Here is a 25,965-nt window from a genome sequence, read left to right on the forward strand (position 1 = left end):
GTCCGGACGTTGAACCGGATGTGACCCCGCTGATCTCCCGGACCCGTTTCTCCGTCCTCGACCGTTCCCGCACCCGTGAGGGGCACAGCGGTCCCGAGGCGCTGCGCGACACCGTGCGCCTCGCGCGGGAGCTGGAAGGGCTCGGCTACCACCGGCTCTGGGTCTCGGAGCATCACGGCGTGTCCGGGGTCGCCGGCTCCGCGCCGACGGTGCTGGCCGCCGCCGTCGCCGCGGCAACCCGGACGATCCGCGTCGGTACCGGCGGGGTCATGCTGCCCAACCATCGACCGCTCGTCGTGGCCGAGCAGTTCGGCGTGCTGGAGTCCCTCTTCCCGGGGCGGATCGACATGGGCCTGGGCCGCTCGGTGGGATTCACCGACGGGGTGCGCAGGGCCCTGGACCGTGACAGGGGCGACGCCGAGGACTTCGGCGCGCAGATCGACGAGCTGCTCGGCTGGTTTCGCGGCACGTCCCCCACCGGCGTGCACGCCCGTCCGGCCGAGGGCCTGACCGTGCCGCCGTTCGTGCTGGCCATGGGCGAGGGCGCGACGATCGCCGCCCGCGCGGGTCTGCCCATGGTCATCGGCGACCTGCGCGGCCGCGACCGGATGCGGCGCGGCATCGACCACTATCGGGAGCACTTCCGCCCGTCCGCCTGGGCGGGCGAGCCGTACGTGGTGATCTCCGGGACGGTCGCCGTGGCGGACACACCCGAACGGGCCCGCCGGCTCCTGGTCCCGGAGGCCTGGTCGATGGCGTATTCACGGACCCGCGGAATTTTCCCTCCGCTGCCGCCCGCCGAGCGCGTCGAGTCGCTCAGCATGACGGCGAAGGAACGCGGCCTGTACGAGTCCGGGCTCGGCGGTCACCTCGCCGGCACGGAGGAGCAGGTGGCCGACGAGTTGGAGACGGTGCTGAAGGAGACGGAGGCCCAGGAGGTCCTCGTCACCACCAGCACCCACGACCGTACGGCCCTGCTGGACTCCTACCGGCGGCTCGCCGCCCTGACGGGTCTCGCCGGGCTCACGGATCTCACGGACACGGAGGACGGCAGCGCGGTGCGCCGGTGAGCGGACTCACCGGCGCGCTCACGGTGTGCCATCCGGTCATGGGCGGCCCCGGCGTGGAACGTCGCGGCCCTGTCCGGCGGCGTCGTCCCGCCGCGTGGTGTCGTCCGGTACGCCCTCGCTCTCGATGCGCTCCTTGCGGACCCGGCCCCGTACGGTCTTGTTCTCGGTGCGCTCCTCCATGGTCAGCCGCACCCGCTCGACGGGCACCGCCCTGGTCTCCACGACGGGCCGTTCCTCGTGCAGCGTGACCTCGTAGTCGGCCTCACCCATCTCGGCGCCGGGCATCGCGGCCTCGCGGTCGGCCTCCGTGATCGGCTCGCGCACCACGTGTACCTCCTCGTGGCGCACGGGCACGGTCTGTTCGACGTCCTCCGTCACGACGTACTTGTGCAGCTTGGCCCGTCCGGTCTCGCGCCGCTCGACGCGGACGTGCATCTCCTCCTCCATGCGGGTCATGGACTCGGCGCCCTGCCCTGCCCGCACGCCGGTCCGGCCGGTGGTCGCGGCCGCACTCGCGGGGCCGGCCTTGCCGGTCGTCGCCGACGTGCCCGCCGATGCCGTTCCCGCGGTGGTGGTCGTCCTCGTCGCCGTCCGGTCCTTGCCCGGCGTAACCGCGGCCCCGGCGGCACCCGCGGCCCCGGCCATACCCCTGCCGGGGTTCTTGTCCGTGCGGCCCTCGCCCGAGTCCTTGGCGTCGTCACGCAGCACACCGCCCCAGTCGATGCCGTAGTAGTCGAACAGCCGGTGTTCCTCCGACTCCGACAGGTGGCCCTGCGAGTCGACGTCGACGTCGGGTGCGCCCTTGATCTTGTCCTTGAGATACGGGACTTCGAGGTGGTCCTCCACCAGTTCGGCGTCACGGATGGGAATGAACGACTCGCTGGTGCCGAACATGCCCGTCTTGACGCTCACCCACTCGGGGCGACCGCTCATGTCGTCGAAGAAGACATGCTTGGCCTCACCGATCTTGTTGCCTTCCCCGTCGTAGACGGGGTGGTCCAGGAGGATCCTGACCTCATCACGGGTGATCATCTGGCCTCACCCTCCTTTCAGGTGTCACTCCCGTCCGGATGTCCTCCTCAGCGCGGTAAAAACTTCACATAGAGAACAAAAGCCACTTAATTTTTGGTAGCGCTCACTTCCGGTGACCGCGACCGACGGTTCTCGCCGGGGTTCCGGCCGGGTCCCCGACCCGGCACCCGTCCTGGTGTCCGAACTTGGTGTCCGATCCGCTGCCCTGCCACCCGCACGGCTCGCGGACCGGCCCGATGGTCCCGTACCGAACCGTCGTACGGCTGCGCGGCGGCGGCCAGAGTCCGGCGGTCCGGGTGGCTGCCCGGCGGGATGGCGGCCCGTATCCCGACCTCGGCGACCAGACCCCGGGCCGAGACCACCCGCCACAGGGACACCACCAGGGTGTCGGCCCCCACGAAGGCCGGGGCGGTGGCAGGTGCTCCGTACGCGTCGCGGTAGTGGATGCGGACCGGCTGGACCGGGACCCCGGCGTCGAGTGCCGCCTGGAAGGCGGCCCGGCGGAAGGAGCCCTGGCCGCGGCCGCACCAGGTGCTGCCCTCGGGGAAGACCGCGACGGCCGAACCCTCGCCGAGCGCCCCGGCGATCCGGGCGACCGTGCCCGGCAGGGCGCGCAGCCGGTCACGGTCGATGAACAGGACGCCGCTGCGCTCGACCAGCGCCCCCGCCAGCGGCCACTGCCGTATCTCGGCCTTCGCCAGCATGCGGGCCGGACGGACCACGCCCAGCAGCGGGATGTCCAGCCAGGAGATGTGGTTGGCGACGAGCAGCAGCCCGCCGGCGGGTGCGGCGCCGCCGGTGACACGGACCCGGACCCCGGCGGCCCGCACGATCCACCGGCACCACCGGCCGACAAGACCCGCCGGAATCAGTTGCCCGACGGGCAGCAGCAGGACCCCGGTGAGGACCAGGGCGAGGACCGCGGCCAGTCTCAGCACCGCCCCCGGTACGGCCCTCGTGGCCCCCGTCGGCTCCACGCAGCCGTGCGGGGTGCAGGGAGCGCCCGGCAGCCAGACGCTCATTTCGCCGGTACGAGGGAGAGGAAGTGCCGCAGATAGCGCTGGTCGACCCGGCTCATCGGCAGCAGCACGTACAGGTCGGCGACGCCGAAGTCCGTGTCGTGCGCGGGCTCGCCGCAGACCCAGGCGCCGAGCCGGAGGTAGCCGCGCAGCAGGGCGGGCAACTCGGTGCGGGCCGCGGGCGCCGCGGCCGTCGGCCGCCACGGGTGCAGCGGACGCACTCGGTACTCCTCGGGGGCGAGGTGCTTGCCCTGGACACGGTCCCAGGTGGCGGCGGCGAGCGCGCCACCGTCGGTGAGGGGGATGGAGCAGCAGCCCGCGAGCCACTCGTGGCCCCGGTCGGTCATGTAGCGGGCGATGCCGGCCCAGATGAGGCCGATGACCGCACCGTCGCGGTGGTCGGGGTGCACGCAGGAGCGGCCGACCTCGACGAGGCCCGGCCGGATCGGGTCGAGGGCGGCGATGTGGAACTCGGTCTCCGCGTACAGGCGGCCGGCGACCGCGGCCCGCTCGGGCGGCAGCAGCCGGTAGGTGCCGACCACCTGGCCGCTCACCTCCTCGCGCACCAGGAGGTGGTCGCAGTGGGCGTCGAAGGGGTCGATGTCCAGGCCCGGCTGGGGAGTGGTCAGCAGGGCGCCCAGCTCGACGGCGAAGACGTCGTGCCGCAGCCGCTGGGCGGCACGCACGTCGTCCTCGTCGCGGGCGAGGGTGACGGTGTAGCGGGTGGGTGCCGGGGGCTTCACGGGGTGGTCTACGGTCAGGACGCCGGTCATGGCTCTCTCCTGGTCACGCGCCGGAGCGGGGAAGGTGGGGTCTCCCCTTGTTTCTGCCGATGCCGGTTGGCGTGTACGTGACCTGAGCCGGGAGCGCGGATGTGGGAATGCTGAATGCCAGGCGTTGCCCGGCCGGCATCGGACGTCGCCCGGACAGCAGACGGGACCGGGGATGAGCACCACTCCCGGTCCCGCCCGTCCGCCCTCTGGCGGACGTCTCCCTGTTGCCCGCAAAGGTGGCTACCGGCCGGCTCCCCTGGCCGTGGCGCGCAGCCACTCCTTGTTCATCCCCGTGATGGAGGTCAGCGGGATGCCCTTCGGGCAGGCTGTGGCGCACTCCCCGGCGAGGGTGCAGCCGCCGAAGCCCTCGTCGTCCATCTGCGACACCATGTCGAGCACCCGGGTCTCGCGCTCGGGCGCGCCCTGCGGCAGCACGTTGAGGTGGTTGATCTTCGCCGAGGTGAAGAGCATCGCGGCGCCGTTGGGGCAGGCCGCGACGCAGGCGCCGCAGCCGATGCACTCGGCGTGCTCGAAGGCGAGGTCCGCGTCCGGCTTCGGGACGGGCGTGGCGTGCGCCTCGGGCGCGGAGCCGGTGGGGACGCTGACGTAGCCACCGGCCTGGATGATCCGGTCGAAGGCCGTCCGGTCGACGACGAGGTCCTTGACCACCGGGAAGGCCGCCGCCCGCCACGGTTCGACGTCGATGGTGTCGCCGTCCTTGAAGGACCGCATGTGCAGCTGGCAGGTGGTGGTGCGCTCGGGGCCGTGGGCGTCGCCGTCGATAACCAGCGAGCAGGCGCCGCAGATGCCTTCGCGGCAGTCGTGGTCGAAGGCGACCGGGTCCTCGCCCTCGAGGGTGAGTTCCTCGTTGAGGGCGTCGAGCATCTCCAGGAAGGACATGTCGGGCGAGATGTCGTCCACTTCGTACGTGGACATGGCGCCGTCGGCGTCGGCGTTCTTCTGCCGCCAGACGCGCAGGGTGAGCTTCATGCGTAGCTCCGCTGGGTGGGGTGGACGTACTCGAAGACGAGGTCTTCCTTGTGCAGGACGGGGGCGTCACCGGTGCGGGTGAACTCCCAGGCTGCGGCGTAGGTGAACTCCTCGTCCCGGCGGGCGGCTTCGCCGTCGGGGCTCTGGGACTCCTCGCGGAAGTGGCCGCCGCAGGATTCGGCGCGGTGCAGTGCGTCGAGGCACATCAGCTCGGCGAGCTCGAGGTAGTCGACGATGCGGTTGGCCCGCTCCAGCGACTGGTTGAACTCCTCGCCGGTGCCGGGCACCTTGATCCGCCGCCAGAACTCCTCGCGGATCTGCGGGATGCGCTCCAGCGCTTTGCGCAGGCCGGAGTCGGTGCGGGCCATGCCGCAGAACTCCCACATGAGTCCGCCGAGTTCGCGGTGGAAGGAGTCGGGGGTGCGGTCGCCGTCGACGGACAGCAGCAGGTTCAGCCGGTCCTCGGTCTCGGCCAGTACCTCCTGCACCACCGGGTGGCCGGCATCCACCTCGGCCTTGTGCGGGTTGCGCGCCAGGTAGTCGTTGATGGTGGCCGGCAGGACGAAGTAGCCGTCGGCCAGGCCCTGCATCAGCGCGGAGGCACCGAGCCGGTTGGCGCCGTGGTCGGAGAAGTTGGCTTCGCCGATGGCGAACAGGCCGGGGACGGTGGTCTGCAGGTCGTAGTCGACCCACAGGCCGCCCATCGTGTAGTGCACGGCGGGGTAGATCCGCATCGGCACCCGGTAGGGGTCCTCGTCGGTGATCCGCCGGTACATGTCGAAGAGGTTTCCGTACTTGGACTCGACGGCCTCGCGGCCCATGCGCTCGACGGCGTCGGCGAAGTCCAGGTAGACACCCTGGCCGCCGGGGCCGACGCCCCTGCCCTCGTCGCAGACGTTCTTCGCGGCGCGGGAGGCGATGTCGCGGGGCACCAGGTTGCCGAAGGACGGGTAGATGCGCTCCAGGTAGTAGTCGCGCTCGTCCTCGGGGATCTTGTTCGGCGGGCGGTCGTCGCCCTTGGCCCTGGGCACCCAGATGCGGCCGTCGTTGCGCAGCGACTCGCTCATCAGCGTCAGCTTGGACTGGTGGTCGCCGGTACGCGGGATGCAGGTGGGGTGGATCTGGGTGAAGCAGGGGTTGGCGAAGTACGCGCCGCGCCGGTGCGCCCGCCAGACGGCGGTCGCGTTGGAGTTCATGGCGTTCGTCGACAGGTAGAAGACGTTGCCGTAGCCGCCGGTGGCGAGGACGACGGCGTCCGCGAAGTAGGTGTCGGTCTTCCCCGTGACCAGGTCCCGGACGACGATCCCGCGGGCCCGGCCGTCGACGACGATCAGGTCGAGCATCTCGGTGCGCGGGTGCATCTCGACGTTGCCGGCGGCGATCTGCCTCGAGAGTGCCTGGTAGGCGCCGAGGAGGAGCTGCTGGCCCGTCTGGCCGCGGGCGTAGAAGGTGCGGGAGACCTGGACGCCGCCGAAGGAGCGGGTGTCGAGCAGGCCGCCGTACTCACGGGCGAACGGCACGCCTTGGGCGACGCACTGGTCGATGATCTCGACGGAGATCTGTGCGAGGCGGCGCACGTTGGACTCGCGTGAGCGGAAGTCGCCACCCTTGACGGTGTCGTAGAAGAGGCGGTGCACGGAGTCGCCGTCATTGCGGTAGTTCTTCGCCGCGTTGATGCCGCCCTGCGCGGCGATGGAGTGGGCCCGGCGCGGGGAGTCCTGGTAGCAGAACTGGATCACGTGGTAACCCTGTTCGGCCAGCGTGGCACCGGCGGAGCCGCCGGCCAGGCCGGTACCGACGACGATGACGGTCTGCCGCCGCCGGTTGGCGGGGTTGACCAGCCTGGCCTCGAAGCGGCGCCTGTCCCAGCGCTCCTCGATCGGCCCGGACGGGGCCTTGGTGTCGACGACCGGCTCACCGGTCGTGTACTCGACATAGGTAGTCATATCAGCTCACCACTCCGGTCATGACGCCCACGGGGACGGCGAGGAAGCCGATCGTGAGCAGCAGCGCGAGGACGTTCGCCAGGTACTTCAGGGCGCGGTCGCGGGTGCGGCTGCCGACACCGAGGGTCTGGGCCGCGCTCCAGAAGCCGTGCCGGATGTGCAGGCCGAGGGCGAGCACCGCGATGCCGTAGACGACGTTGCCGTACCAGGTGGAGAAGGTGTCCACGACGTTCTGGTAGGGCTTGCCCGTCTCGAAGCCGCCGGAGTGCACGTGTCCGGTGGTCAGGTCGAGGATGTGCCAGACGATGAACAGGGCGAGGATGATCCCGCCCCAGCGCATGGTGCGCGTGGCGTAACCGGCCCGCGCCTTCTTGTGGACGTACCTGCTGGGACGCGCCCTGATGTCGCGACGGCTGAGCTGGTACGCGGAGACGGCGTGCGCGACGACCGCGACGACGAGCACGAGGCGGACCGCCCACAGGGCCCACTCGTGGTGCAGGAGGGGCTCGCCCAGGGTGCGCAGCCAGTGCGCGTACTCGTTGAACTCGAGCGCCCCGAAGTAGATCTTCAGGTTGCCGAGCATGTGGACGACCAGGTAGAGCAGCATGATCAGGCCGCTGACGGCCATCACTGTCTTCTTGCCGACGGTCGAGTCCCACACGGTGCGTGCCATGGACGGTCGTCGGTCCGTCCGCGTTGCCAGAGCCATGCCACAGCACGCTAGGGCCGAAGGCCCCCATCGGTCCAAGACATGAAATACCTCGTTTCCATAGGTTTCTCCTATAGCGACACTATGCTGGGCCCATGCAGTTCCAGCAGCTCCAGTACTTCGTGGCGGTCGCCGAGACCCGGCACTTCACCCGGGCCGCGGAGAGGGTCCATGTCGCGCAGCCGTCCCTCTCCCAGCAGATCAAGGCGCTGGAGCGGGAACTGGGAGCGGATCTGTTCCTGCGGGCCCGTGGCAACATCACGCTGACCGACGCGGGCGAGGCGCTGCTGCCGCTGGCCCGGCGCATCCTCGCCGACGCGGACACGGCCCGGCACGAGGTGCAGGAGCTGGCGCAGCTGCGCAGCGGCCGGGTCAGGCTGGGGGCCACCCCGAGCCTGTGCACCGGTCTGCTGCCGGACGTGCTGCGCGCCTTTCACGACCGTTATCCGGGCGTCCGGCTGCTGATCGAGGAGGGTGGCTCCCACGACCTGGTGCGCGAGCTGGCCCGCGGCGCCCTGGACCTGGCCCTGGTCGTGCTGCCCCTGCCGACCCCCTCCCCCGCGCTCACCACGGTGGAGCTACTGCGCGAGGACCTGGTGGTGGTGTCCTCCCCGGACGTCCCGAAACCCGGCCGGGGCCGGCGCACCGTACGCGTCGCCGACCTGGAGGGTGAGCGTCTGGTGATGTTCCGGCACGGCTACGACCTGCGGGAGCTGACGGTGGCCGCGTGCCGCGCGGAGGGCTTCGAGCCGGACTTCGCGGTGGAGGGCGGGGAGATGGACGCCGTGCTGGGCTTCGTCCGGGCGGGCCTTGGCTTCGCCGTCGTGCCCCGCATGGTCGCCGCGCGGTCCGGTCAGGGGCTGCGGGTCACCCCTTTGGCCAGCCCCGGCTTCGACCGCACCATCGCCCTGGCCCACCGCAGCGACGTGGCTCCGCCGCGGGCGGCCCGGGAGCTCCAGCGGATGCTGCTTGAGCGGTGAGCGCTCCGGCCGCGCCGCATCGGGCGACACCGGCCGGCGCCACGGCCGACGGCCCGGCGATCGGCCGGTTGGCCGGTCGGGCGGGCGCGGGACCGGGCCGTCGCGGAGGCCGCCGTCGGCGCGTTGTGACGGCCGCTGCCCGGCGTCGCCGTGCCGCCTCGGTCAGGACGTCGGCACGAGGTGGTCACCCCGTCGCGTCCACCAGGGCCAGTTCGTGCAGCCGCTCCGGTGGCCCCGGGCGGGCGTAGTACCAGCCCTGGGCGGTGTCACAGCCGAGTATGCGGAGCTGTTCGGCCTGGGCCCCCGTCTCGACGCCCTCCACCGTCACCGCGAGGTCGAGGCTGTGGGCCAGGGAGACGATCCCCTCGACGATCTTGAGGTCGACCGGATCCGCCGGAAACTGCTGCATGCTCTGGGTGAAGGAGCGGTCCAGCTTGAGGACGCTCACCGGGAGGCGGCGCAGGTTGGCGAGGTTGGAGTAGCCGGTGCCGAAGTCGTCCAGGGCGATGTCGACGCCCATCTCCGCGAGCCGGCGCAGCGGCTTCAGCAGGTCGTCGTCCGCGCCGATCAGCGCCGACTCGGTCACCTCCAGGCACAGCACGTCCGGCTCGACGCCGGTGCGCTCCAGGATGTCCACGGTGTCCTGGACCAGGCCGGGGTGGGTGAGCTGGCAGGGCGAGAGGTTCACGTTGATGCGCAGCGGGCCGAGCACGTCCGAAACGCCGTGCCGCTCCTGCCATGCGCGGGCCTGCCGCACGGACTGCTCGAGCACCCAGCGGCCCAGCGGGACGATCAGCCCGGTGTGCTCGGCGAGCGGGATGAACCGGTCCGGCGACAGCACCCCGTGCTGCGGGTGCAGCCAGCGCACCAGCGCCTCGGCGCCCCGGACGCTGCCGTCACCGAGGTGGACCAGAGGCTGGTACTCGATGAAGAACTCGCCCCGTTCCAGCGCCGCGGGCAGCGCCGTGGTGAGGCCGTGCCGGGTGATGGCGCGGGCGTCGGACTCCGGGTCGGCGAGCTCGAAGCGGTTGCCGCCCGCCGACTTGGCCCGGTACATGGTGATGTCGGCACTGCGCAGCACCTCCGCAGGACTGCGCTCCCCGGCCGGCCCCTCGACCACGCCGATGCTGCCCCGCACGGTCAGATCCCTGCCGTCGACGCCGATGGGGGCGAGCAGCGCGTTCATGATGCGGGCGGCGAGTTCGTCGACCGTGTGCTGGGTGTCGGGGCCCGTGGTCAGCGCCACGAACTCGTCGCCGCCGAGCCGGGCGACCATCTCACCGGGCGCGGTGGCACAGGACTGGAGCCGGTCGGCGACCTCGACGAGCAGCCGGTCACCGGCCGCGTGCCCGAGGCTGTCGTTGACGGTCTTGAAGCCGTCCAGGTCGAGGTAGCACAGGCCGAAGCGCTGTTCCTCGCCCGCGTTCAGCGCCTTCTCGAGCCGCTCGAAGAAGAACGTGCGGTTGGGCAGACCGGTCAGCGCGTCGTGGGTGGCCTCGTAGCGCAGCCGGAGGTTGAGCAGCCGCCGCTCGGTGGTGTCCTCCATGAGCGCGAGCTGGTACTGCGGTTCACCGTCGGCGTCGCGCAGCAGGGACACCGTGAGGTTGGTCCACAGCACCGTGCCGTCGGGCCGGTAGAACGCCTTCTCGAGGTGGTAGTGCTCGCGCTCGCCGCGTACCAGCTCGTCGTAGAGGGCCCAGGTCTGCGGAGCGTCGTCGGGGTGCGTCCACTCCGGGACACTGCGGCTGCGCAGGCTCTGCTCCGACAGGCCGAACATGCGCCGCAGGGCGGCGTTGACCTGGAGGATGTTGCCCTTGAGGTCGGCGATGCCGATACCTATGGCCGCGCCCTCGAAGACCGCACGGAACCTGGCCTCGGTGTCGTGCAGGGCCTGTGCCACCACGCCCTGCGCCCGCAGCGCGGCCTGGGCGATGGCCTCTTGCTCGGCCAGCGTCCGCTCGCGCAGCGCCTGCGCGTATCCGGCGGCCATGGCGTGCTGCAGCCTGGCACTGCGCGCCCGCAGGTCCTCGCGGTCGCCGTCGCCGCCGCAGTACAGGACGAGGTAGGCGTCCACGCAGTCCAGGGTCCGGCTGAGCGCCTCCGGGTCGGTGCACTGCGCCTCCACCAGGGCGGCGCCGACCGCCTTGCCGGTGTCCGGGTCGAAAGCCCTCGCCCGCAGCGCCTCGCTCAACCGCCTTGCCAGCGGCAGCAGCTGCTCCTCCAACTCCGGCCGGGTCGATGAGGTCGAGGTCACCGGGAAGACCGCCCGGCTCCAGATCGTCGCGAACCGGCGCAGTCGGTCCTCCGGCCCGTCCGGCTCCGCGCTCACGCGGTACGCCCCACGCCCGCGTAAGCGGAGAAGGCATAGGGATCCTCGTCCTCCGGTGCGGTGTCCGGCCGCCACTTCGGCATCGGCACCAGTCCGGGTTCCACCATGTCGTACCCCTCGAAGAACCGCGCGATCTCGTCGCGCGAGCGCATGATCAACGGGTTGCGGATGTCCTTGTACACGTCCACCGCGCCACCGGCCCGCTCCGGCGGCAACGGAATTCCCTCGTAGGAGGCATGGGTGAGCATCAGAATACTGCCGGGCGCGAGCGCGTCGCGCAGCTGGGCCACCGCCGCGTACGGGTCCTCCGCGTCGTCCACGAAGTGGAGGACGGCGACGAGCAGCAGCGCCACCGGGCGGTCCGGGTCGATCAGGCGTCCGACCTCGTCACTGCCCAGGATCTCCTGGGGTTTGCGGAGGTCCGCGGCGACGACGGCCACGTCCTCGTTGCCCTCGAAGACGGTCCGACTGTGTGCGACGGCCACCGGGTCGTGGTCGACGTATACCACCCGCGCGCCGGGAACGGCCGCCTGCGCCACCTCGTGCACATTACCGAACGCCGGGATGCCGGAGCCGATGTCCAGGAACTGGGTGACGCCCTCACCGGCCGCGAACCGCACCGCCCGGCGCAGGAACCCCCTGTTCGCCTGCATGACCTTCGGCAGCCCCGGCATGAACTCCATGGCCCTGCGGGCCGCTTGCCGGTCGACCTCGAAGTTGTGCGAACCGCCCAGGTAGTAGTCGTACATCCGGGAAACGCTGGGCACCGTGATGTCGATGCTCCGTGGGGCCCAGGCGGGACGCTCCATCTATCTCTCCACAGCGTTGGCGATCCGGTGTCCGAGCCGAGGCTACTGATCGCTCGCCAATGGAGCGACCCCAAACGGAAATTGACCATCCGTTCCCGGTCACTGCCTACGGCATGTGCCGAATGGACAACTGCGAGCACACTACGAAAAGTGTGCACGGCATTCCGGAGAGTTCCGGCACACGGAGAAGCCGGGCGTACGGAATGGCGTGACGCGCGGAGAATCGGGCGGGTGGCACAGGAACAGCGAAGAGCGCCGGAAATTCAACGAGTTACGGTGAATCGCGGCAAAACGGTCCGCCCCTCCGCAGGACACGGAGAGGCGGACCGGGCTCGACGGTACCGGAGGGAAACGACGCCCCGGGGAGGCTGCGCTACTTCTCCGGCGCGCCGACGGGCTCTCCGTTCGGCCGCACCGCGTACCAGGTTCCGCCGACACCCTGGCCGTTGGTGTCACCGGCGGCCTCGTCACCCACGAAGGTGTAGATCGGCCAGCAGTTGATCGTCTGCTGCTCGGCCTTGTTGTCGGGGCGGGTGAAGGTCATGTAGTTCTTCTTCTGGATGCCCTTGGTGTCGTTGATGTCGACCGGCGCCACCACCGGCCACTTCTCCAGGCAGGCACCGGTGCAGGCGGAGACCGGCTCCGGCCAGGCCTCGTCCTTCATGAAGCGGTAGACGGTCCTGCCGTCCTTGTCGACGACGATCTCACCGAGTTCGGGGTCCTGCCGGGTGGACAGGCCGGGCTGCTCGCCGGCCTCCTGCGCCTTCTTGCCCTCGGGGGTCAGCGCGAACCACTTGCCGCCCACGCCCTGACCCTTGACGTCACCGGCGTTGACGTCCTTGATGTAGTGGTAGGCGGGCCAGCCGTCGACGGTGAGCTGCTTGGTGCCGTCGGCCCGGGTGACCTCGCCCAGGAGGGACTCGTCGATACCCTCACCGGCCGCGGCGTCGGCGGCGGGTACCGGCGGCCAGGTCTCGGCGCAGTCCCCGTCGCAGTTGGACTTGGGAGGCTCGGCGGTGTCCTGGTCGAAGCGGTAGAGCGTGAGTCCGAGCTCGTCCGTCACCAGCTTGCCGAGTTTGGCGTTGCTGGCGACGGCCAGCTCGCCCGCGCCGCCGGCCGGGCTCGCGGAGGCCTCCGCACCGGCCCCGGTGTCGATGCCTCCGAGGTCTCCGGGCGCGGCCGAGGCACCCACGTTCTGACTGCTGGCGGGCGGCGGAGTGTCCTGACCGCACGCCGTCGTCAGCGTCAGCACCGCCGCGGCGCTCACCACCAGTGAGGCGGTCCGCCAGGAGGTCTTCATCTCAACTCCAGATCATTGCAAGGGTGTTGCAGCGCCCTGCTGCGCCGCCGCTCGACGTGGAGTACGCACGAGTGCACCTGCCGTGTTCAACGCGGGCCGATATTTCTTTTGAAACCCGCGATTCCTCCCCTTCTCGCCCGGTCCGCCCCTTCCGCATCGCACATCCGCGCGCACGCCACCATCGGGCGATCAATACCGGACCAAACAGGAGTTGCCGGATTTACCTCTATCGGGTTAATCATCCGGCACTCGCGCGCGTTCCGGCGGGACACGGCTCATGATCTTCGTCGTGCAAGGACTTGTACCGAACCGATCCGCCCTCGTCGCCCGGGCGCTGGCGGCGGCCACGCTGACCTGGGCGCTCACCGGCGCGCCGGGCACGGCGGTGGCCGACGCGTGCGCCTACGCCTCGACGGGCCCGGGGGGAACGAAGGCGGTGGCGATCACCGGAAACATGACCTGGCCGCTCCCTCCGGCCTGTTCAGCCCCCGCACCCCCACCCACACCTACGCCCACACCGGACCCACCCTCTCCGCCGCCCGCGCCCGACCCCACTCCGCCTCCGACACCGCCAGCCCCTCCACCGCCGAAGCCCGTGCCCACCACCACGAAGCCCGAACCCCCATCCCCACCCCCACCGCCTCCGCCTCCGCCTCCGCGCCAGGCCCGCCCGGCACCACCCCCCGCTCGTCCGACCCCACTCCCTCCTCCCGCCCCTCCCCCGCCGCCACCGAGCCCCTCACCCACACCGTCGGCCACCCCCACCCCCACACCCCGCCCCTCCGTGACGCCCGTGCACTACCCCCGGTATCGCGCGGCGCTTCCGGTCAAGCGGCCGTCCGGCGGCGCCATGGCACCACTCACCTTCGTCCTGCTCATCACCATGCCCGCGGTCGTCGCCATCGCCGCGCTGCGGCCCCGCTGAGTGCCGGGCCCGCGTGTTTCTGCCGAACCCCACAACCCGCCGTGGAGGCACCTCTTGCCGGAATGGCTTGTTCTCACCCTCGCGATGCTGGCCGTCTGCGCCGTGGTGGTCGCCACCACCCTCGTACGTCACCGCGCGGCCCCCGACGACGAGGACCCCAGCGAGACCCCGGACGTCATTGAGTACATGACGATGTGGATCGGCGTGGTGTACGCCATCGTCCTGGGCCTTGCCATCGCCGGAGTCTGGGAGGGGCGCGGCGCCGCCCAGGACCACGTACGCGCGGAGGCGGTGGCGCTGCACGAGATCTCGGAGCGGGTGCGGATCTATCCGGCCGACGTCCGTGACCGCATTCGGGACGATGTCAACGCCTATGTCGGTCACGTCGTGACCACCGAGTGGCGCGCCATGGCCGACGACGGGCAGGTCACCGCTCGTGGGAGCGAGTTGCTCGACCGGATCCGCCGGGACGTCACCGACTACCAACCGCGGACGGACTTCGAGGCCCAGGCCTATCAGCCGCTCGTCGACCAGGTGTCCGCCGCCGACCAGGCACGCGCGGCCCGTGCGGAGTCGACCGGGGAGACCATGCCGGGCGTGGTGTGGTTCGGGCTGATCGGCGGGGCCGTCATCACCATCGGGATGATCTTCGCGCTGCAGATCCGGCGCACCCGGCGGGAGCTGATCCTGGCCGGCCTGTTCTCGGCGCTGATCGCCTTTCTGCTCTTCCTGATCTGGGATTTCGACGCGCCGTTCAGCCGTGGCCTCGCCGCGTCGGCCGATCCGTTCCGCCTCCTGTTCCCCGACGTCGGGAGTTAGGTGTATCGGCCCGCGGCGTTGTTCACACGGCCGACCGGGGGCCGGGGCGTCCAGCCCCACGGCGGACGGGGTGGTCGACGCCGGGCGTTGGGGCCCTCCCGCTCGGACGACGCCGAGAGTGGGGAGTGTGACGGCAACGCCACTGGGCACACCTCCTGCTCGAAGAGTTCGGGGGCGGGCGTGCCGACCGCCACGTCTCCGGCATGATCCGCCGGACAGGCCCTGACCCCCTGCACCACGGTTCAGGTCCCGGGGGCGTGCGCCACGCCGTGCGCGTCCCCCTCCCGCAGTATTGGTTGTCCCTCGTGCGGCCCACAGAAGTGACCCGTTCGCGCGACTGCGATCGCGCCACTCGATGCGACTTCCTAGCGTTTCGGACATCAGGGCGTATTCCTGGCACGAGCGGAACAGGTCCGCCGCTGCTCCTCGGGACCCGGAGGACTCACCATGCACGCGATACGCGTCACTTTCGCCGCACTCCTGGGCGTCGGTGCCCCGGCTCTCGCCTCCGCGCCGGGTGCCGTAGCCGTGGGCGGCGATGTCGCACCGTTCTGCTTCGGTGTCCGGCCCGCCCTCGTCAAGCCCGGCGGCCAGGTCACTCTGTGGGTGGACCGGGCGGACGGCGAGTGCGAGGGGCAGGTGGCGGTCTCCTCGCCGACCCTCGACACAGTGGCCATACCGGAGGAGCGCTCGAAGGCGACGACGGAGGTGTACCGGGACGCCGGACCCGGCGCGGTCCACCGGGTGGCATTCGCCCGTGAGGGTGTCACCGGTACCACGAGCCTGACCGTCGCCGGTGGCCACCCCGTACCGCTCTCCCCGCTGCCCGTGGAACCCGGGGGCGCGACCGGCCACCCGGGGGGGTGCGCACGCCGGGGAGGGCGGCAGTCCGGCCGACCTCGATGTCGGCGCGATCGGGCTCGGCGCCGTGCTTGTCACGGGCCCGGTGGGCGCCGCCTACCGCTTCACCCGCCGTGACGGTGCACGGGACGGCACCTGAGGGTCCCACACGACTGCGCCCCGGGTCCGTCGGGGACCCGGGGCGCGGCCTCCAGTCACACGTGCGAAACGGCCGCCGGAAAGGGCTGGGCTCAGAACTGCTTCTCGGCGCGGCGGCGCATCCAGAAGACACCGCCCGCGGCGGCCGCGGCGGCCACCAGTCCACCGCCGATGGCCATGTCGGTCGGGGTCGCGCCGTCGGTGCTGCTGCCGCCGAGGCCGCCGCGGACCCCACCGATGACGGTGAAGGCGGCCGGCCGGGTCAGGCTCCGGCCGGAACAGTGCACCGTGATGTCGTACGAGCCGGGGCGGGCGTCGTCGTTGACGGTGGCGGTGCCCTTCGCGGCGTCGCCGGCACCGTGGACCGGAGTCAGGTCGGTCCTCGGGAAGGCGTTGGACGCGGCGTGGCCACCGTTGGGGCAGCCGTCGACGGTGATGGTCAGCTGGCCGCCACGGGCGATGACGCTGGGCAGGGCGACGATGTTGGACGGGCTGGGGACCCGGCCGCCGTCCGCGACGGCGGCCGGGGCGGCGAGCCCGAGGGCGGCGACCGCGGCGCCGATGGACGCCAGGGCACGTGACTTTCGCATGTGATCCTCCGCGGAAGGCGCCCCGGGGCCGGTCCCCGGTCGATCGGCGAGAAAGCGCCTCCCAGCAAGACCCTCAGTTGCCCTGCCCCGGCGCGCATTTCGGCGATGGTCCGTCCCGGTGAGGCCGCGGCCCTCCCGCATCCGTGATTTCGGATATCACCGCAGGTCACGAACCGTCAGAAGATCTTCGTTCGGCGGCACCCCGGATGGCTTACCGATCACCGCGCGGCCACCCGTTCGCCTTTGCCCCGTCGCCGGTTCTCCGCACCGCCTCTAGCGTTTCTGCCATGCGCGAGTGATACGGCGACGGCCGTGTCGAGAGGGGAAAAACGAATGTCTGCTTTCGAACCGGCCGAATTCGAAGAGGAGGCGCGGCGGAAGAAGCGTGCTCCGTGGGGCGTGATAGCGCTGGTCCTGCTCACCGGCCTCGCGCTCATCCGTAACGGTTCGGGGGAGTTCGACGAGGGACCGCCGCAGCCCGCCGGTGCCGCCGCCACGGACAGCCGGGTGCCGGGTGCCGCCACGGCCGCGGCGGTGCGACCGCTGCCGTACTCGGTTCCGGGCCAGGTCCGGATTCCGGCGATCCAGGTGGACGCGCCGGTGATGGCGGTGGGCCTGGACGCGGAGGGGTGGGTGGACGCGCCGCCGCCCGAAGACCCCAATCTGGCGGGCTGGTTCACCGGTGGGGTCACCCCCGGCGAGAAGGGCACGGCGGTCGTGGTCGGCCATGTCGACAACCATCTGGGCCCGGCCGTCTTCTACGGGCTCGGGGCTCTGCAGAAGGGCAATCGCGTCGAGATCGAGCGCAAGGACGGAAAGACCGCGGTCTTCGAGGTCTACGGCATCGAGGTCTTCGCGAAGAACGACTTTCCCGGTGACCGGGTCTACAACTCGAAGGGCGCGGCGGAACTGCGGGTCATCACCTGCGGCGGTGGTTTCACCCAGCAGGACGGTTACGACGGGAACGTAGTCGTCTTCGCCCGCCTTGCCGAGGTCCGCTGAGCGGCCGGCTCCCGCCGGCCGGGCGGACGGGACCGGCCGGCGGGGCGGTACGCGCTCAGACGTGCTGTCGGCGGGGCACCGTCACCCGGTAGCCGGAGTCGAGCAGTTCGGGCAGGTACGCGCGCAGGGCCTGCACGCTCTGGGAGCGGCCGGCTCCCGCCGGCCGGGCGGACGGGACCGGCCGGCGGGGCGGTACGCGCTCAGACGTGCTGTCGGCGGGGTACCGTCACCCGGTAGCCGGAGTCGAGCAGTTCGGGCAGGTACGCGCGCAGGGCCTGCACGCTCTGGGAGCGGTCGCCCCCGGCGTCGTGCGAGAGCACCACGACGCCGGGAGCGGCACCGTTCTCCACCCGGTCGACGATGGTGCGGGTGCCGGGACTGGTCCAGTCGAGGGTGTCGACGGTCCAGGCGAGCGGCTCCATGCCCAGTTCTGCGCCGAGTTGGAAGGCGGCACGGTTCCAGGCTCCGTAGGGCGCGCGGAACCACTGGGGGCGCTCGCCGTACCCCTCCTCGATGATGTCGCAGGTGCGTTCCATCTCGGAGCGGATCCTGCCGCGGGTCAGCCGGGTGAGCAGGGGGTGGGACCAGGTGTGGTTGCCGACGACGTGTCCCTCGTCGGCCATGCGGGCGAGCAGGTCCTTGTTGTGGGAGACCATTTCCCCGCACACGAAGAACATCGCGCGGACGTCGTACGCGGCGAGTGTGTCGAGGATGTCCGGGGTGTAGCGGGGGTCGGGCCCGTCGTCGAAGGTCAGCACCATGGTGCTGCCCCGTCCGGACAGGCGCAGCAGCGGTGCGCTCCGCACCTGGGTTCCGCTGGGCAGAGCCTGGGGCGAGCCGTAGCCGGTGAGGGGTCTGAGGCGGTACGCGGAGGGCTTGAGCGGGCGGCCTGCGGCCTGGGCGCCGGCGGCGGGTGTGGCGGGACGTGCCGCGTCGGTGCCGGAACCTGTCGCGAGGAGTCCGGCCGCGCCGGCCGCCCCCGCGACGGCGGCGCCGGCGAGCAGGGCCCGGCGCCGTGTGAGCAACTGATCCTTCTGCATGACTCATCAGTCGCCCGCCCTGTGGCGGTTGGACCTCCCCGACACCGGTACGGCGGGGCCTTTCCACCCGCTCGGCCCAGTACGACCACCGTACAGACGTCCGATGACCTCGGCGCCGTGACGGAGAAGCGCCCGACGCAGTTCGAACGGGGTACGGACGGCCGGAAGGTGATCGTGGTCGGAGTGGACGGCTCCGGTTCTTCCCTCCGGGCGCCGGCCCACGTCTCCGGTACGGCCCGGCGTCGGCACGCTCCGCCCGCCGTCGTGTACGTGCAGCCGGTACTGGCGGCAGGCGCGGTTCGGGGCGCCGGTGGCGACCGACGAGATGCCGAGGACCCGGTGAGGCAGGTCAGGGAGGTGTCCGAGCGGATGCGGGGGTGTCGACTTCCGCTGGGAGTTCCGCACGTTCCGCGGCGACCCGTACAACGGCATGGCGCAGACCGCGGACGGCCTCGGGGGGGGGACGCCTCGGAGCAGGCGGGCCACCGGTTCGTGGGGCCGGTGGCGGTCCGGCTGGTGAAGGCGGGACGCCAGCCGGTGACGGTGGTGCCGTAGGTACCGCCGCGCCAGAAGGTGCGCGGGAGGGCGGGCGGTATCAGAGGGTGCGCAGAAAGCCGAGGAGGATCTCGTTGAAGAGCTCGGGCCTTTCCATGCACGCGTAGTGTCCCGCCCCCTCGATGGTGGCGGAGCGGCCGTCGCGTACACCGCGGACGAGACGCTCGGCCGCCGCGGTCAGGTCGACGGGCTCGAGTGAGCCGTTGACCGCGAGCACCGGCACATCGATCGTCGGCACACGGTCCCAGGTGCCGGTGACGGGGACACGCCGGTCCTTCTCGTCCGGAGTGTGCTTGGAGAGCGTGTGCAGCGCCATCTCCCGCAGCCGGCGCAGGATGTCCGGGTCGACGGCGTCGGTGCCGCGGTGCTCCCCCGCCGCGCCCCGCACGAAGGCGTTCAGCCAGCCCTCGATGTCACCGGTGCCCAGCGTGCGCGTGAACTCGGCCAGGATCCGGCGGGTCCATGGATCGGTGTACTCGAACTCACTGGTGGCCGCACCGCAGACAACGACCGCGCGTGCCAGATCCGGATGTTCGAGGACGGTGTCGGTCGCGATGGCGCCGCCCATCGACACCCCGACCAGGACTGCCGGCCCCGCGTCGAGGTGGCGCAGCAGGGCGGCGAGGTCGTCCGCCCAGCGGAAGGGTTCCGTGGCGTTGGCGGAGGAGCCGTGGCCGCGTACGTCGGGCGCGATCACCCGGTGGTGGGCGGCGAGGGCCGGGATCTGGCGCTCGAAGAGCCGGTGGTCGACAAAGCCGGAATGGAGGAGGACGACCAGGTCTCCCGCACCGCTGTCGTGGTAGGCGAGGTCACCGTCGGAGGAGGTGAAGTACCGGAGTCCCGCAACCGTATTCATGACAACCAAGGTGTCACATTCGACAAGCTTTGGCAACCCAGGTGTCATGATGAGTGGGTGAACGACACCGGGAACGACACCGACAAGCCCCTTCCGTCCGACGAACTCGGCCCGCGCCTGATGGAGGTGTTCGATCTGCTCGGCCCGCTGTACCGCCGGGTGCAGCGCAAGGTCGAGCAGGGTGAGGCAGTCGAGGGTCTGTCCGTCGGGGTGCGCGCCGTGCTCGACCTGCTGCACAAGCACGGCCCGATGACCGTGCCCCAGATGGGCCGCGCGCAGGCGATCAGCCGCCAGTTCGTGCAGCGTATGGTCAACGACGCCGCCGCGCGGGGCCTGGTGGAGACCACTCCCAACCCCGCCCACCAGCGGTCGTCGCTGATCCGGCTCACCGACGAGGGCCGGGCGGCGATCGCCGCCGTCGTCGCCCGTGAGCACGCCGTACTGCGGGAGGTCGGCGGGGACCTCACGGACACCGACCTGCGCACCTGTGTACGCGTCCTCGCGCAGATGCTGACGCTGTTCGACACCGTGGACGTGAACTGATCGCCGCCCTGACCGGTGCGGGCCGCTCCCCCATGACCGGGCAGCGCATGGCCGCGCCTCGGCTCGGCACCACGTTCCGGACGCGGTCGCCGACGGAGCAGCGGTGAGGGAGCGGGCGGAAACGAACCGCTGTCCGTCGGGGGTCTCCTGCCACTCGGTGCCCCGGCGCGGGGAGGCGGCAGCCACGGCGGCGCCCGCCTCCCGGACCGCCCGTACCTCGGCGAGGCCCCGGGTCTCGTCGGTCAGGCCCACGGCCCAGGGCACGTCGGGCGGGAGCGGGAGACCGTTGGTGCCGTGGGCGCGGGCGGGACGGGCGGCCTCGGCCTCGCCGCTCCGGCACGTTCCCTGGACCGTCTTCAGGCCGTCCGGCGCGCGAACGGCTGCCAGGACCGTTCGTCGAACCGTTCGTCGACGCGATCGACCGTCCGCCGCACGCCGCGGTGCGCTCTCTGTCCCCGGCGGGCGCCGTACGTTGCCATACCGCCATGACGGCCGGAATGACACTCATGAACGGGACAACCGCCGAGCACGAACTCGCAGCCCTGCAACGCGAGCACGGCCGGCCTCTCTTCGCACTGCTGCTCCGGCTCTGCGACGGGGACCGGCAGCGCGCCGAGGATCTCGTCCAGGAGACGCTGGTACGCGCCTGGCAGCATCCCGAGGCACTGCGCGCCGCCGGCTTCGAGTCCGTACGGCCCTGGCTGATGACCGTGGGCCGGCGGCTCGCCATCGACGCGCGGCGGGCCCGGCAGGCCCGGCCGCCCGAGGTCGGCGACGCGGTGCTGGAGAACGCACGGGTGACCTCCGACCACGCCGAACGGGCCGCGGCGGCGCTCGATGTCCGCCAGGCTGTGAAGACTCTCACGCCGGAGCACCGTGAGGTCCTGGTGCTCGTGTACTTCCAGGGGGCGAGTGTCGCGGAGGCCGCAGCGGCACTGGGCATACCACCCGGTACCGTGAAGTCCCGCGCGTACTACGCGCTGCGCGCCCTGCGCCGGATGCTCCCGGGATACGCCGCCGACCTGCGGTGAAACCGACAGCCAGGTCAAACCTCCGTAAAGCACCTTGCAGAGGACCCCTGTTGGGTAATCGGCTGTCCTCATGCGTGCTGCGGACCGGGGGCCCGGGTTCGGGCGACGCGCACGTACCGGAGGAAGGCTGCAAGGGATGCCGCACAGAGGTCAAGAGAGCACCGACTGCACGGGCGACGGCGAACTGACCGTCCCCATGGCCTGGTTGTACGCCGAGTACATCGCCGACGAGCTGCTGCGCAGCGGCGATCTGATGCCGACGACGTCCTTCGAGTTCCGGGCCGGCCGGGAGGCGCTGGCACTGACCGTCTTCCTGTCCGACACCGACGGCGAGCTCTCCGGCATCCGGGTGATCACCCAGCTGGAGACCTGGCTGTCGCTGACCGCGTACGACCAGCCGTGGCAGGAGTGGGTGGGGGAACGCCTGGCGGAGCTGACCGCGGACGCCGCTGGCCTGGCCTCGGCGGATCCCGACCTGGAACTCGCCCGGTCGGCCTGGCGGTGGCTGCGGGAGACGGAGCTGCTGGCACCCGATCTGAACGCGGTGCCGGGCGGCGTCGCGGGGGCCGGGGAGGACGAGGGGCCGAAGGTGTGGACGCCCGCGTGGCAGCTCGGGCTGCCGCTCGGGCACCTCGCCATCCACCTTTTTTAGTCTTCCGGTGAATCGGACCAATCCGCGGGCCGGAGGGCTCCGAATCATTTGGTTACGATTCGGCATGCGGCTTGAGTGAATCGACTGCCTGGTGCGTACCGGTGGGAGCAAGGAGTAACCCCACCCACACCCAACGGCACGAGGATTCGGCATGAGGTCCCTGGAAAGGCATCGCGACGTCGGCGCGTACGTGCTCGGCGTGCTGGACGAGGCGGAGGCCTTCCGCTTCGAGGACCACCTCATGGAGTGCCCCAGCTGCGCTGCACAGGTGACCGAATTCGGTGCGACGACACGGCAGTTGATGCTGTACCGGCGCTCCACCCCACCGCTGACCCACCCGATGCCCAAGCCGGGCCCGAGGATGCTGGACCGGCTGCTGTCCGAGGTGGCGATCCGGAACCGGGCGGTGCGCCGTCGGCTGCTGTTCGCGCTGGCGGCCTCGGCGGTGCTCGCGACCACCGCCCCGGCGCTCGCCGTGCTGTCGTCGGACGGCGGGCAGGAGCCGGCGAGCATCGCGGCGACCGATGAGCGGTCCGGGGTGTGGGCGGAGATCACGACGGCGGACGAGGACTGGGGCAGCCGGCTGCAGCTGAAGGTCAAGGACGGCGCGGGGCCCCGTGTCTGCCGGCTGGTGGTGGTCGGGCAGGACGGCTCCGAGGAAACCGTGACCAGCTGGAGCGTGCCCCGCCACGACGCCCGCCCCAACACCATGACGGGCGGCTCCACCCTGCACGCCGGGCAGGTCGACCGCTACGAGCTGCGCTCCGCCGAGGGCGAGCACCTGGTGACCCTGAAGCCCGGGTGACATAAGGGTCCCTGAAACTCCGCGGTCACCGGCCCGGCACGGGCCGGACGCGGGGTCGTCTCAGCAGTCGGGAGAGTCTGCGGTCCGCCAGGGGTCTTCCCCGGTCCGGCTGGTGGGGCAGTACTGCAGCGAGGAGTCGCTGCACGCGGCCTCTCGGACGGTGTCGCCGCACACCGGGCACGCCTCGCCGGTGCGGTCGTGGGCCCGCGGTCCGCTCTTCCTCCCAGCCTTCGGCCGCCCGGCGCTGAGCCCGTGCGCACGCCCGAGCGCTTCGGTGAGGGTGGTCCGCAGCGCCCGGTGGAGCCGGGTGATCTCCTGCGGGGTTGAAGAACGCGGCCAGTCCGGACGGGGGCGGCCTCGCCGCGTGCAGGATCTCGCCGCTGCAGGCGTTCCCGATGCCCGGGACCTGCCCCGGGTCCGCCACGCCGTACACCGCGAGACGCTTGTGCGTGCCGGCCTCCGCCAGGTCGAGGTCCGCCCCGGCCTCCGGCGCCACGCGCAGCGTGCGGTGTGTCCCACGGCGTGGTGCGGGGGACCAAGCGCTCGCGTTCCGGTACGAGGCCCGTGGCGGTCTTCGTGGAGGCGGCAGCCCGAGAAGTGTCCCGTTGGGGCGGGTTGAACACCCGAGCCGGCGGGACCGCCGTCCCCGGCCTGTGGATTCCGAGGTCCTGATCCCCTACACCACCTGGCGGGACGCCTTCCCGGCGCGAGCGGCTCCTCGCCGGGGCGCGGCAGTCCGCCGGGCAGCGGGTCCTTCCGGCGCAGCCGGCCCGCGTGGGCCGGACGGGTGACGAGGTGGGGGCCACCCTCCGTCACCGGGGCGAGGAACTTGCCGTGCCGGTGCACGGCGGTGCCCTCGTGGCACTCGACGGCAGTGAGCGGCGGGTCGTAGGTCTTCGGGGCGCCGGTCACCACGGGCGGGGCGCGAAAAATCTCGTGGCCCACCAGCAGCTCGGCGGGGGACGCCCGCAGCGCCTCGGCCTCGGGAAGTTCCGGTACACGCCCGGAGGGCCACCCCGGACCGGGCCGGTCAGCGGGAGCCGCGCCCCGTGCCGTCGGCGGCACGGGCACCGCCACCGGGGTCGTGGTCGTGGTCGTGGTCGTGGTCGGAGGCCTTGGTCACCGAGAACTCGCACCACACGCATTTGCCTCCACCGCGTGCCTCCACACCCCAGTCGTCCGCGAGTATCTCGACCAGGAGCAGGCCGCGCCCCGAGATGCCCGACTCCCCCGCCTCACGGCGTCGGGGCAGGGCGCTGGAGGAGTCGGCGACCTCGACGCGCAGCCGCCGCTCGCCGCCGGTGAGCACTCGGAGGGTGACGACGGCGGACCCCTCGGTGTGCATCAGGGCGTTGGTGATCAGCTCGTCGGCGACCAGTTCGATCTCGTCGGCGCGGTTCCCGGTGCCCCAGGCACCGACCCCGGCGCGGACCATGCGCCGGGCCTCGACGAGGGCCTCGGGGTCGCCGGGGGCCACGTGCTGCTGCACCCGGCCTCCCGCGCGCGGGCTGTCCGGCGGGCGGCGGCGCAGCAGGAGCAGGGCCACGTCGTCGTCCACGTCGCGCTCCTCGGCCACGTCGATGAGCCGGTCGGCCAACTCGCGTACGTCGTCGGGGCCGGTGGTGACGAGCGCGGAGAGGGTCTCGATGCCGTCGTCGAGGTCGGCACCGGGCTGCTCGACCAGACCGTCGGTGCACAGCAGCAGCACGTTGCCGGGGTCCAGTTCCATCGTCCCGACCGGGTACTCCAGCCGGTCGAACTCGGCGGACAGGCCGAGCGGCAGCCCGCCCGGCACGTTGACGCGGTGGCAGACGCCGTCGGCGCGCCGGACGAGCGGGTCGATGTGGCCCGCCCGGACCATCTGGAGGACGCCGGTGGACAGGTCGGCCTCGGCGTACAGGCAGGTCGCGGAGCGGTCGGTGTCGAGTTCGTGCAGGAAGACGGAGGCACGGGCCATCACGGTGGCCGGCGGATGCCCTTCGGCGGCATAGGCCCGGAGCACGATACGCAGCTGGCCCATGACGGCGGCGGCATGGGTGTCGTGGCCCTGGACGTCGCCGATCACGGCACCGACCCGGCCCCCGGGCAGCGGGATCAGGTCGTACCAGTCCCCGCCGATGTCCCGGCCGAGGCCACCGCCGATGCTGGCCGCGCGGTAGCGGACGGCGATGTCGGCGCCGGGCACGCTGGGGATGGTGCGGGGCAGCATGGCCTGCTGGAGTCCCTGCGCGAGGTCCGTCTCCTGCTCGTAGAACATGGCCCGCTGCATGCTCTGGGCGATGCTGCTGCACAGGGCGACGAGGATGTTGCGCTCCTCGGGAGTGAAGCCGCGCCGGTCGCTGTAGAGCAGGCCCATGGCGCCGATGGGACGGGTCTGGACGATGAGGGGCAGGTAGGCCGCCGAGGTGATGTGCAGGTCGGCGAGGTGCGGCCACAGCACCGGGTAGTGTTCGGCGAATTCCTCCGGCGACTCGATGAAGCGCGGGCTCAGGGTCCGTACGGCCTCGCTCATCGGGTACTGCTCGTCGATCCGGGTGATGCGGGTGCCCGGGACGAAGCTGCCGACGGGCCCCTCGGCGACCAGCCGGATCCGGCCGGCCTCGACCAGACCCATGACGAGGCTGGTAGCGCCCAGAAGGGTGAGGCCGTGGGTGTCCTTGGCGACGTCGATGACGTCCTGCACGGTGCGTGCGTGCGCGAGGGCGGCCGTGGTGAGCTGGACGATGTTGGTCTGCTGGCGCAGGGCGTCCTCCTGGGAGGTCTGTCCCCCTCCGGCCTCGCTGTCTCCGAGTTCCTCCGTGGCGTCCCGGACGATGCCGAGGATGTGGCGGGGCAGTCCGGCCGCGTCCCGGCTGATGTAGCCACGGACGTGGGTCCGGCGCAGGGTGCCGTCGCGGCGGCGGACCCGGAAGTAGACGCCGTAGTTCTCGCTTCCGTCCTTCAGGGCCTGCGAGACGGCAATGTCCAGGCGCACCGTTTCGGCGGGCGGGATCCGGGTCGCCAGTACGTCGGGAGCCCCGGATTCGTCGGGGCGCAGGTCGAAGATGTCGCGCGCCTGGGCGTCCATCAGCATCACCCGGGTGTCCAGGTCCCAGTCGAACCTGCCCATGCGGTTGAGCGCCAGGATCGGATCCGGGTGGTCCGGCCAGTCGTCCGGGAGTGACAGGGCGCTCGCTCCCCGATCAGCCATG

Annotated in this window: 23 protein-coding genes and 3 pseudogenes; 11 read left to right on the forward strand and 15 right to left on the reverse strand. The window is 71.6% G+C overall.

The genetic code is table 11. The annotated features are described in order from the left end of the window. Positions 1-20: 20 nt before the first annotated feature. Positions 21-1,070 carry an LLM class flavin-dependent oxidoreductase gene (locus tag HUV60_RS01700; RefSeq protein ID WP_257852723.1) on the forward strand — a complete coding sequence of 350 codons (1,050 nt, stop codon included), beginning with the start codon at positions 21-23 and terminating at the stop codon, positions 1,068-1,070. A 36-nt stretch (positions 1,071-1,106) separates the two neighbouring features. Here HUV60_RS01700 and HUV60_RS01705 read toward each other — a convergent pair whose 3' ends face one another. The 6 genes from HUV60_RS01705 to HUV60_RS01730 form a co-directional block, all read right to left on the reverse strand. Continuing rightward, entirely contained in the window at positions 1,107-2,102 is a 996-nt protein-coding gene (locus HUV60_RS01705) for a PRC and DUF2382 domain-containing protein (RefSeq protein WP_257852721.1), read from the reverse strand. A gap of 86 nt (positions 2,103-2,188) precedes the next feature. After that, positions 2,189-3,124 carry a lysophospholipid acyltransferase family protein gene (locus HUV60_RS01710; protein ID WP_257852720.1) on the reverse strand — a complete coding sequence of 312 codons (936 nt, stop codon included), beginning with the start codon at positions 3,122-3,124 and terminating at the stop codon, positions 2,189-2,191. Next, positions 3,121-3,894, reverse strand: coding sequence for a GNAT family N-acetyltransferase (locus HUV60_RS01715; protein ID WP_257852718.1), 774 nt, complete (start codon positions 3,892-3,894; stop codon positions 3,121-3,123). Before HUV60_RS01715 ends, HUV60_RS01710 begins: the two co-directional genes overlap by 4 nt. A gap of 240 nt (positions 3,895-4,134) precedes the next feature. Next, on the reverse strand, positions 4,135-4,884 hold the full coding sequence (locus HUV60_RS01720) for a succinate dehydrogenase/fumarate reductase iron-sulfur subunit (RefSeq protein ID WP_257852717.1): 750 nt from the start codon (positions 4,882-4,884) through the stop codon (positions 4,135-4,137). Continuing rightward, positions 4,881-6,830, reverse strand: coding sequence for a fumarate reductase/succinate dehydrogenase flavoprotein subunit (locus HUV60_RS01725; RefSeq protein ID WP_257852715.1), 1,950 nt, complete (start codon positions 6,828-6,830; stop codon positions 4,881-4,883). Before HUV60_RS01725 ends, HUV60_RS01720 begins: the two co-directional genes overlap by 4 nt. Before the next feature lies 1 nt (position 6,831). Then, positions 6,832-7,503 (reverse strand): succinate dehydrogenase, encoded by a 672-nt coding sequence (locus tag HUV60_RS01730; RefSeq protein ID WP_257852714.1) that lies wholly within the window; start codon positions 7,501-7,503, stop codon positions 6,832-6,834. 131 nt (positions 7,504-7,634) lie between these two features. Between HUV60_RS01730 and HUV60_RS01735 the strand changes: the two genes are divergently transcribed. Continuing rightward, a complete protein-coding gene (locus tag HUV60_RS01735; RefSeq protein ID WP_257852713.1) occupies positions 7,635-8,519 on the forward strand; it encodes a LysR family transcriptional regulator in 885 nt (294 codons plus the stop codon). Between the two features lie 184 nt (positions 8,520-8,703). Here HUV60_RS01735 and HUV60_RS01740 read toward each other — a convergent pair whose 3' ends face one another. From HUV60_RS01740 to HUV60_RS01750, 3 genes are all read right to left on the reverse strand, one after another. Continuing rightward, the gene (locus tag HUV60_RS01740) at positions 8,704-10,848 is read right to left on the reverse strand and encodes a putative bifunctional diguanylate cyclase/phosphodiesterase (protein ID WP_257852711.1); all 2,145 of its coding nucleotides are present in this window, start codon (positions 10,846-10,848) and stop codon (positions 8,704-8,706) included. Next, positions 10,845-11,657, reverse strand: coding sequence for an SAM-dependent methyltransferase (locus tag HUV60_RS01745; RefSeq protein WP_257852709.1), 813 nt, complete (start codon positions 11,655-11,657; stop codon positions 10,845-10,847). Before HUV60_RS01745 ends, HUV60_RS01740 begins: the two co-directional genes overlap by 4 nt. A gap of 373 nt (positions 11,658-12,030) precedes the next feature. Next, positions 12,031-12,957, reverse strand: coding sequence for an SCO0930 family lipoprotein (locus HUV60_RS01750; protein WP_257852708.1), 927 nt, complete (start codon positions 12,955-12,957; stop codon positions 12,031-12,033). 793 nt (positions 12,958-13,750) lie between these two features. Here HUV60_RS01750 and HUV60_RS01755 point away from each other — a divergent pair. The 3 genes from HUV60_RS01755 (at position 13,751) to HUV60_RS01765 (ending at position 15,679) form a co-directional block, all read left to right on the forward strand. Beyond that, the gene (locus HUV60_RS01755; protein ID WP_257852706.1) at positions 13,751-13,882 is read left to right on the forward strand and encodes a hypothetical protein; all 132 of its coding nucleotides are present in this window, start codon (positions 13,751-13,753) and stop codon (positions 13,880-13,882) included. 54 nt (positions 13,883-13,936) lie between these two features. After that, positions 13,937-14,701, forward strand: coding sequence for a bestrophin-like domain (locus tag HUV60_RS01760; protein ID WP_257852704.1), 765 nt, complete (start codon positions 13,937-13,939; stop codon positions 14,699-14,701). A gap of 447 nt (positions 14,702-15,148) precedes the next feature. Then, positions 15,149-15,679 carry a hypothetical protein gene (locus HUV60_RS01765; RefSeq protein WP_257852702.1) on the forward strand — a complete coding sequence of 177 codons (531 nt, stop codon included), beginning with the start codon at positions 15,149-15,151 and terminating at the stop codon, positions 15,677-15,679. 113 nt (positions 15,680-15,792) lie between these two features. Here HUV60_RS01765 and HUV60_RS01770 read toward each other — a convergent pair whose 3' ends face one another. Beyond that, on the reverse strand, positions 15,793-16,290 hold the full coding sequence (locus HUV60_RS01770) for a hypothetical protein (RefSeq protein WP_257852700.1): 498 nt from the start codon (positions 16,288-16,290) through the stop codon (positions 15,793-15,795). 333 nt (positions 16,291-16,623) lie between these two features. On the opposite strand from HUV60_RS01770, the gene HUV60_RS01775 reads away from it, so the two are divergent. Further along, on the forward strand, positions 16,624-17,292 hold the full coding sequence (locus tag HUV60_RS01775) for a class F sortase (RefSeq protein ID WP_257852699.1): 669 nt from the start codon (positions 16,624-16,626) through the stop codon (positions 17,290-17,292). A gap of 55 nt (positions 17,293-17,347) precedes the next feature. On the opposite strand, the pseudogene HUV60_RS33755 reads toward HUV60_RS01775, so the two are convergent. Continuing rightward, positions 17,348-17,452 (reverse strand): annotated as a pseudogene (locus HUV60_RS33755) (polysaccharide deacetylase family protein); the annotation flags it as partial. Between the two features lie 40 nt (positions 17,453-17,492). Further along, positions 17,493-18,332 (reverse strand): polysaccharide deacetylase family protein, encoded by an 840-nt coding sequence (locus HUV60_RS01780; RefSeq protein ID WP_257852698.1) that lies wholly within the window; start codon positions 18,330-18,332, stop codon positions 17,493-17,495. Between the two features lie 117 nt (positions 18,333-18,449). On the opposite strand from HUV60_RS01780, the pseudogene HUV60_RS01785 reads away from it, so the two are divergent. Further along, positions 18,450-18,887, forward strand: a pseudogene (locus tag HUV60_RS01785) (universal stress protein). A 40-nt stretch (positions 18,888-18,927) separates the two neighbouring features. On the opposite strand, the gene HUV60_RS01790 reads toward HUV60_RS01785, so the two are convergent. Further along, on the reverse strand, positions 18,928-19,743 hold the full coding sequence (locus HUV60_RS01790; protein ID WP_257852697.1) for an alpha/beta fold hydrolase: 816 nt from the start codon (positions 19,741-19,743) through the stop codon (positions 18,928-18,930). A 120-nt stretch (positions 19,744-19,863) separates the two neighbouring features. Here HUV60_RS01790 and HUV60_RS01795 point away from each other — a divergent pair, with 120 nt between their 5' ends. From HUV60_RS01795 to HUV60_RS01810, 4 genes are all read left to right on the forward strand, one after another. After that, positions 19,864-20,286, forward strand: a complete 423-nt coding sequence (locus HUV60_RS01795; protein ID WP_257853184.1) for a MarR family winged helix-turn-helix transcriptional regulator — start codon at positions 19,864-19,866, stop codon at positions 20,284-20,286. A gap of 485 nt (positions 20,287-20,771) precedes the next feature. Next, positions 20,772-21,317: a sigma-70 family RNA polymerase sigma factor gene (locus tag HUV60_RS01800; RefSeq protein WP_257852696.1), complete on the forward strand. Its 546-nt coding sequence runs from the start codon at positions 20,772-20,774 to the stop codon at positions 21,315-21,317. 136 nt (positions 21,318-21,453) lie between these two features. Continuing rightward, entirely contained in the window at positions 21,454-21,969 is a 516-nt protein-coding gene (locus tag HUV60_RS01805) for a hypothetical protein (protein WP_257852694.1), read from the forward strand. Between the two features lie 151 nt (positions 21,970-22,120). Further along, entirely contained in the window at positions 22,121-22,774 is a 654-nt protein-coding gene (locus tag HUV60_RS01810; RefSeq protein ID WP_257852693.1) for a zf-HC2 domain-containing protein, read from the forward strand. 25 nt (positions 22,775-22,799) lie between these two features. Here the strand turns inward: HUV60_RS01810 and HUV60_RS33760 are convergent. Then, positions 22,800-23,746, reverse strand: a pseudogene (locus HUV60_RS33760) (Fpg/Nei family DNA glycosylase). A gap of 58 nt (positions 23,747-23,804) precedes the next feature. Then, positions 23,805-25,964 (reverse strand): SpoIIE family protein phosphatase, encoded by a 2,160-nt coding sequence (locus HUV60_RS01820; RefSeq protein ID WP_257852692.1) that lies wholly within the window; start codon positions 25,962-25,964, stop codon positions 23,805-23,807. Position 25,965 lies beyond the last annotated feature (1 nt).

The organism is Streptomyces sp. KMM 9044 (assembly GCF_024701375.2).
Lineage (GTDB): Bacteria > Actinomycetota > Actinomycetes > Streptomycetales > Streptomycetaceae > Streptomyces.

Excerpts from the sequence above, each read along its gene's own strand:
- HUV60_RS01805 (WP_257852694.1), top strand. The coding sequence starts at position 21,454 with ATGCCGCACAGAGGTCAAGAGAGCACCGACTGCACGGGCGACGGCGAA.
- HUV60_RS01720 (WP_257852717.1), bottom strand. The coding sequence starts at position 4,884 with ATGAAGCTCACCCTGCGCGTCTGGCGGCAGAAGAACGCCGACGCCGAC.
- HUV60_RS01745 (WP_257852709.1), bottom strand. The coding sequence starts at position 11,657 with ATGGAGCGTCCCGCCTGGGCCCCACGGAGCATCGACATCACGGTGCCC.
- HUV60_RS01750 (WP_257852708.1), bottom strand. The coding sequence starts at position 12,957 with ATGAAGACCTCCTGGCGGACCGCCTCACTGGTGGTGAGCGCCGCGGCG.
- HUV60_RS01725 (WP_257852715.1), bottom strand. The coding sequence starts at position 6,830 with ATGACTACCTATGTCGAGTACACGACCGGTGAGCCGGTCGTCGACACC.
- HUV60_RS01820 (WP_257852692.1), bottom strand. The coding sequence starts at position 25,964 with ATGGCTGATCGGGGAGCGAGCGCCCTGTCACTCCCGGACGACTGGCCG.
- HUV60_RS01800 (WP_257852696.1), top strand. The coding sequence starts at position 20,772 with ATGACGGCCGGAATGACACTCATGAACGGGACAACCGCCGAGCACGAA.
- HUV60_RS01790 (WP_257852697.1), bottom strand. The coding sequence starts at position 19,743 with ATGAATACGGTTGCGGGACTCCGGTACTTCACCTCCTCCGACGGTGAC.
- HUV60_RS01770 (WP_257852700.1), bottom strand. The coding sequence starts at position 16,290 with ATGCGAAAGTCACGTGCCCTGGCGTCCATCGGCGCCGCGGTCGCCGCC.
- HUV60_RS01795 (WP_257853184.1), top strand. The coding sequence starts at position 19,864 with ATGGAGGTGTTCGATCTGCTCGGCCCGCTGTACCGCCGGGTGCAGCGC.
- HUV60_RS01765 (WP_257852702.1), top strand. The coding sequence starts at position 15,149 with ATGCACGCGATACGCGTCACTTTCGCCGCACTCCTGGGCGTCGGTGCC.
- HUV60_RS01730 (WP_257852714.1), bottom strand. The coding sequence starts at position 7,503 with ATGGCACGCACCGTGTGGGACTCGACCGTCGGCAAGAAGACAGTGATG.
- HUV60_RS01710 (WP_257852720.1), bottom strand. The coding sequence starts at position 3,124 with ATGAGCGTCTGGCTGCCGGGCGCTCCCTGCACCCCGCACGGCTGCGTG.
- HUV60_RS01735 (WP_257852713.1), top strand. The coding sequence starts at position 7,635 with ATGCAGTTCCAGCAGCTCCAGTACTTCGTGGCGGTCGCCGAGACCCGG.
- HUV60_RS01705 (WP_257852721.1), bottom strand. The coding sequence starts at position 2,102 with ATGATCACCCGTGATGAGGTCAGGATCCTCCTGGACCACCCCGTCTAC.
- HUV60_RS01780 (WP_257852698.1), bottom strand. The coding sequence starts at position 18,332 with ATGCAGAAGGATCAGTTGCTCACACGGCGCCGGGCCCTGCTCGCCGGC.
- HUV60_RS01810 (WP_257852693.1), top strand. The coding sequence starts at position 22,121 with ATGAGGTCCCTGGAAAGGCATCGCGACGTCGGCGCGTACGTGCTCGGC.
- HUV60_RS01775 (WP_257852699.1), top strand. The coding sequence starts at position 16,624 with ATGTCTGCTTTCGAACCGGCCGAATTCGAAGAGGAGGCGCGGCGGAAG.
- HUV60_RS01715 (WP_257852718.1), bottom strand. The coding sequence starts at position 3,894 with ATGACCGGCGTCCTGACCGTAGACCACCCCGTGAAGCCCCCGGCACCC.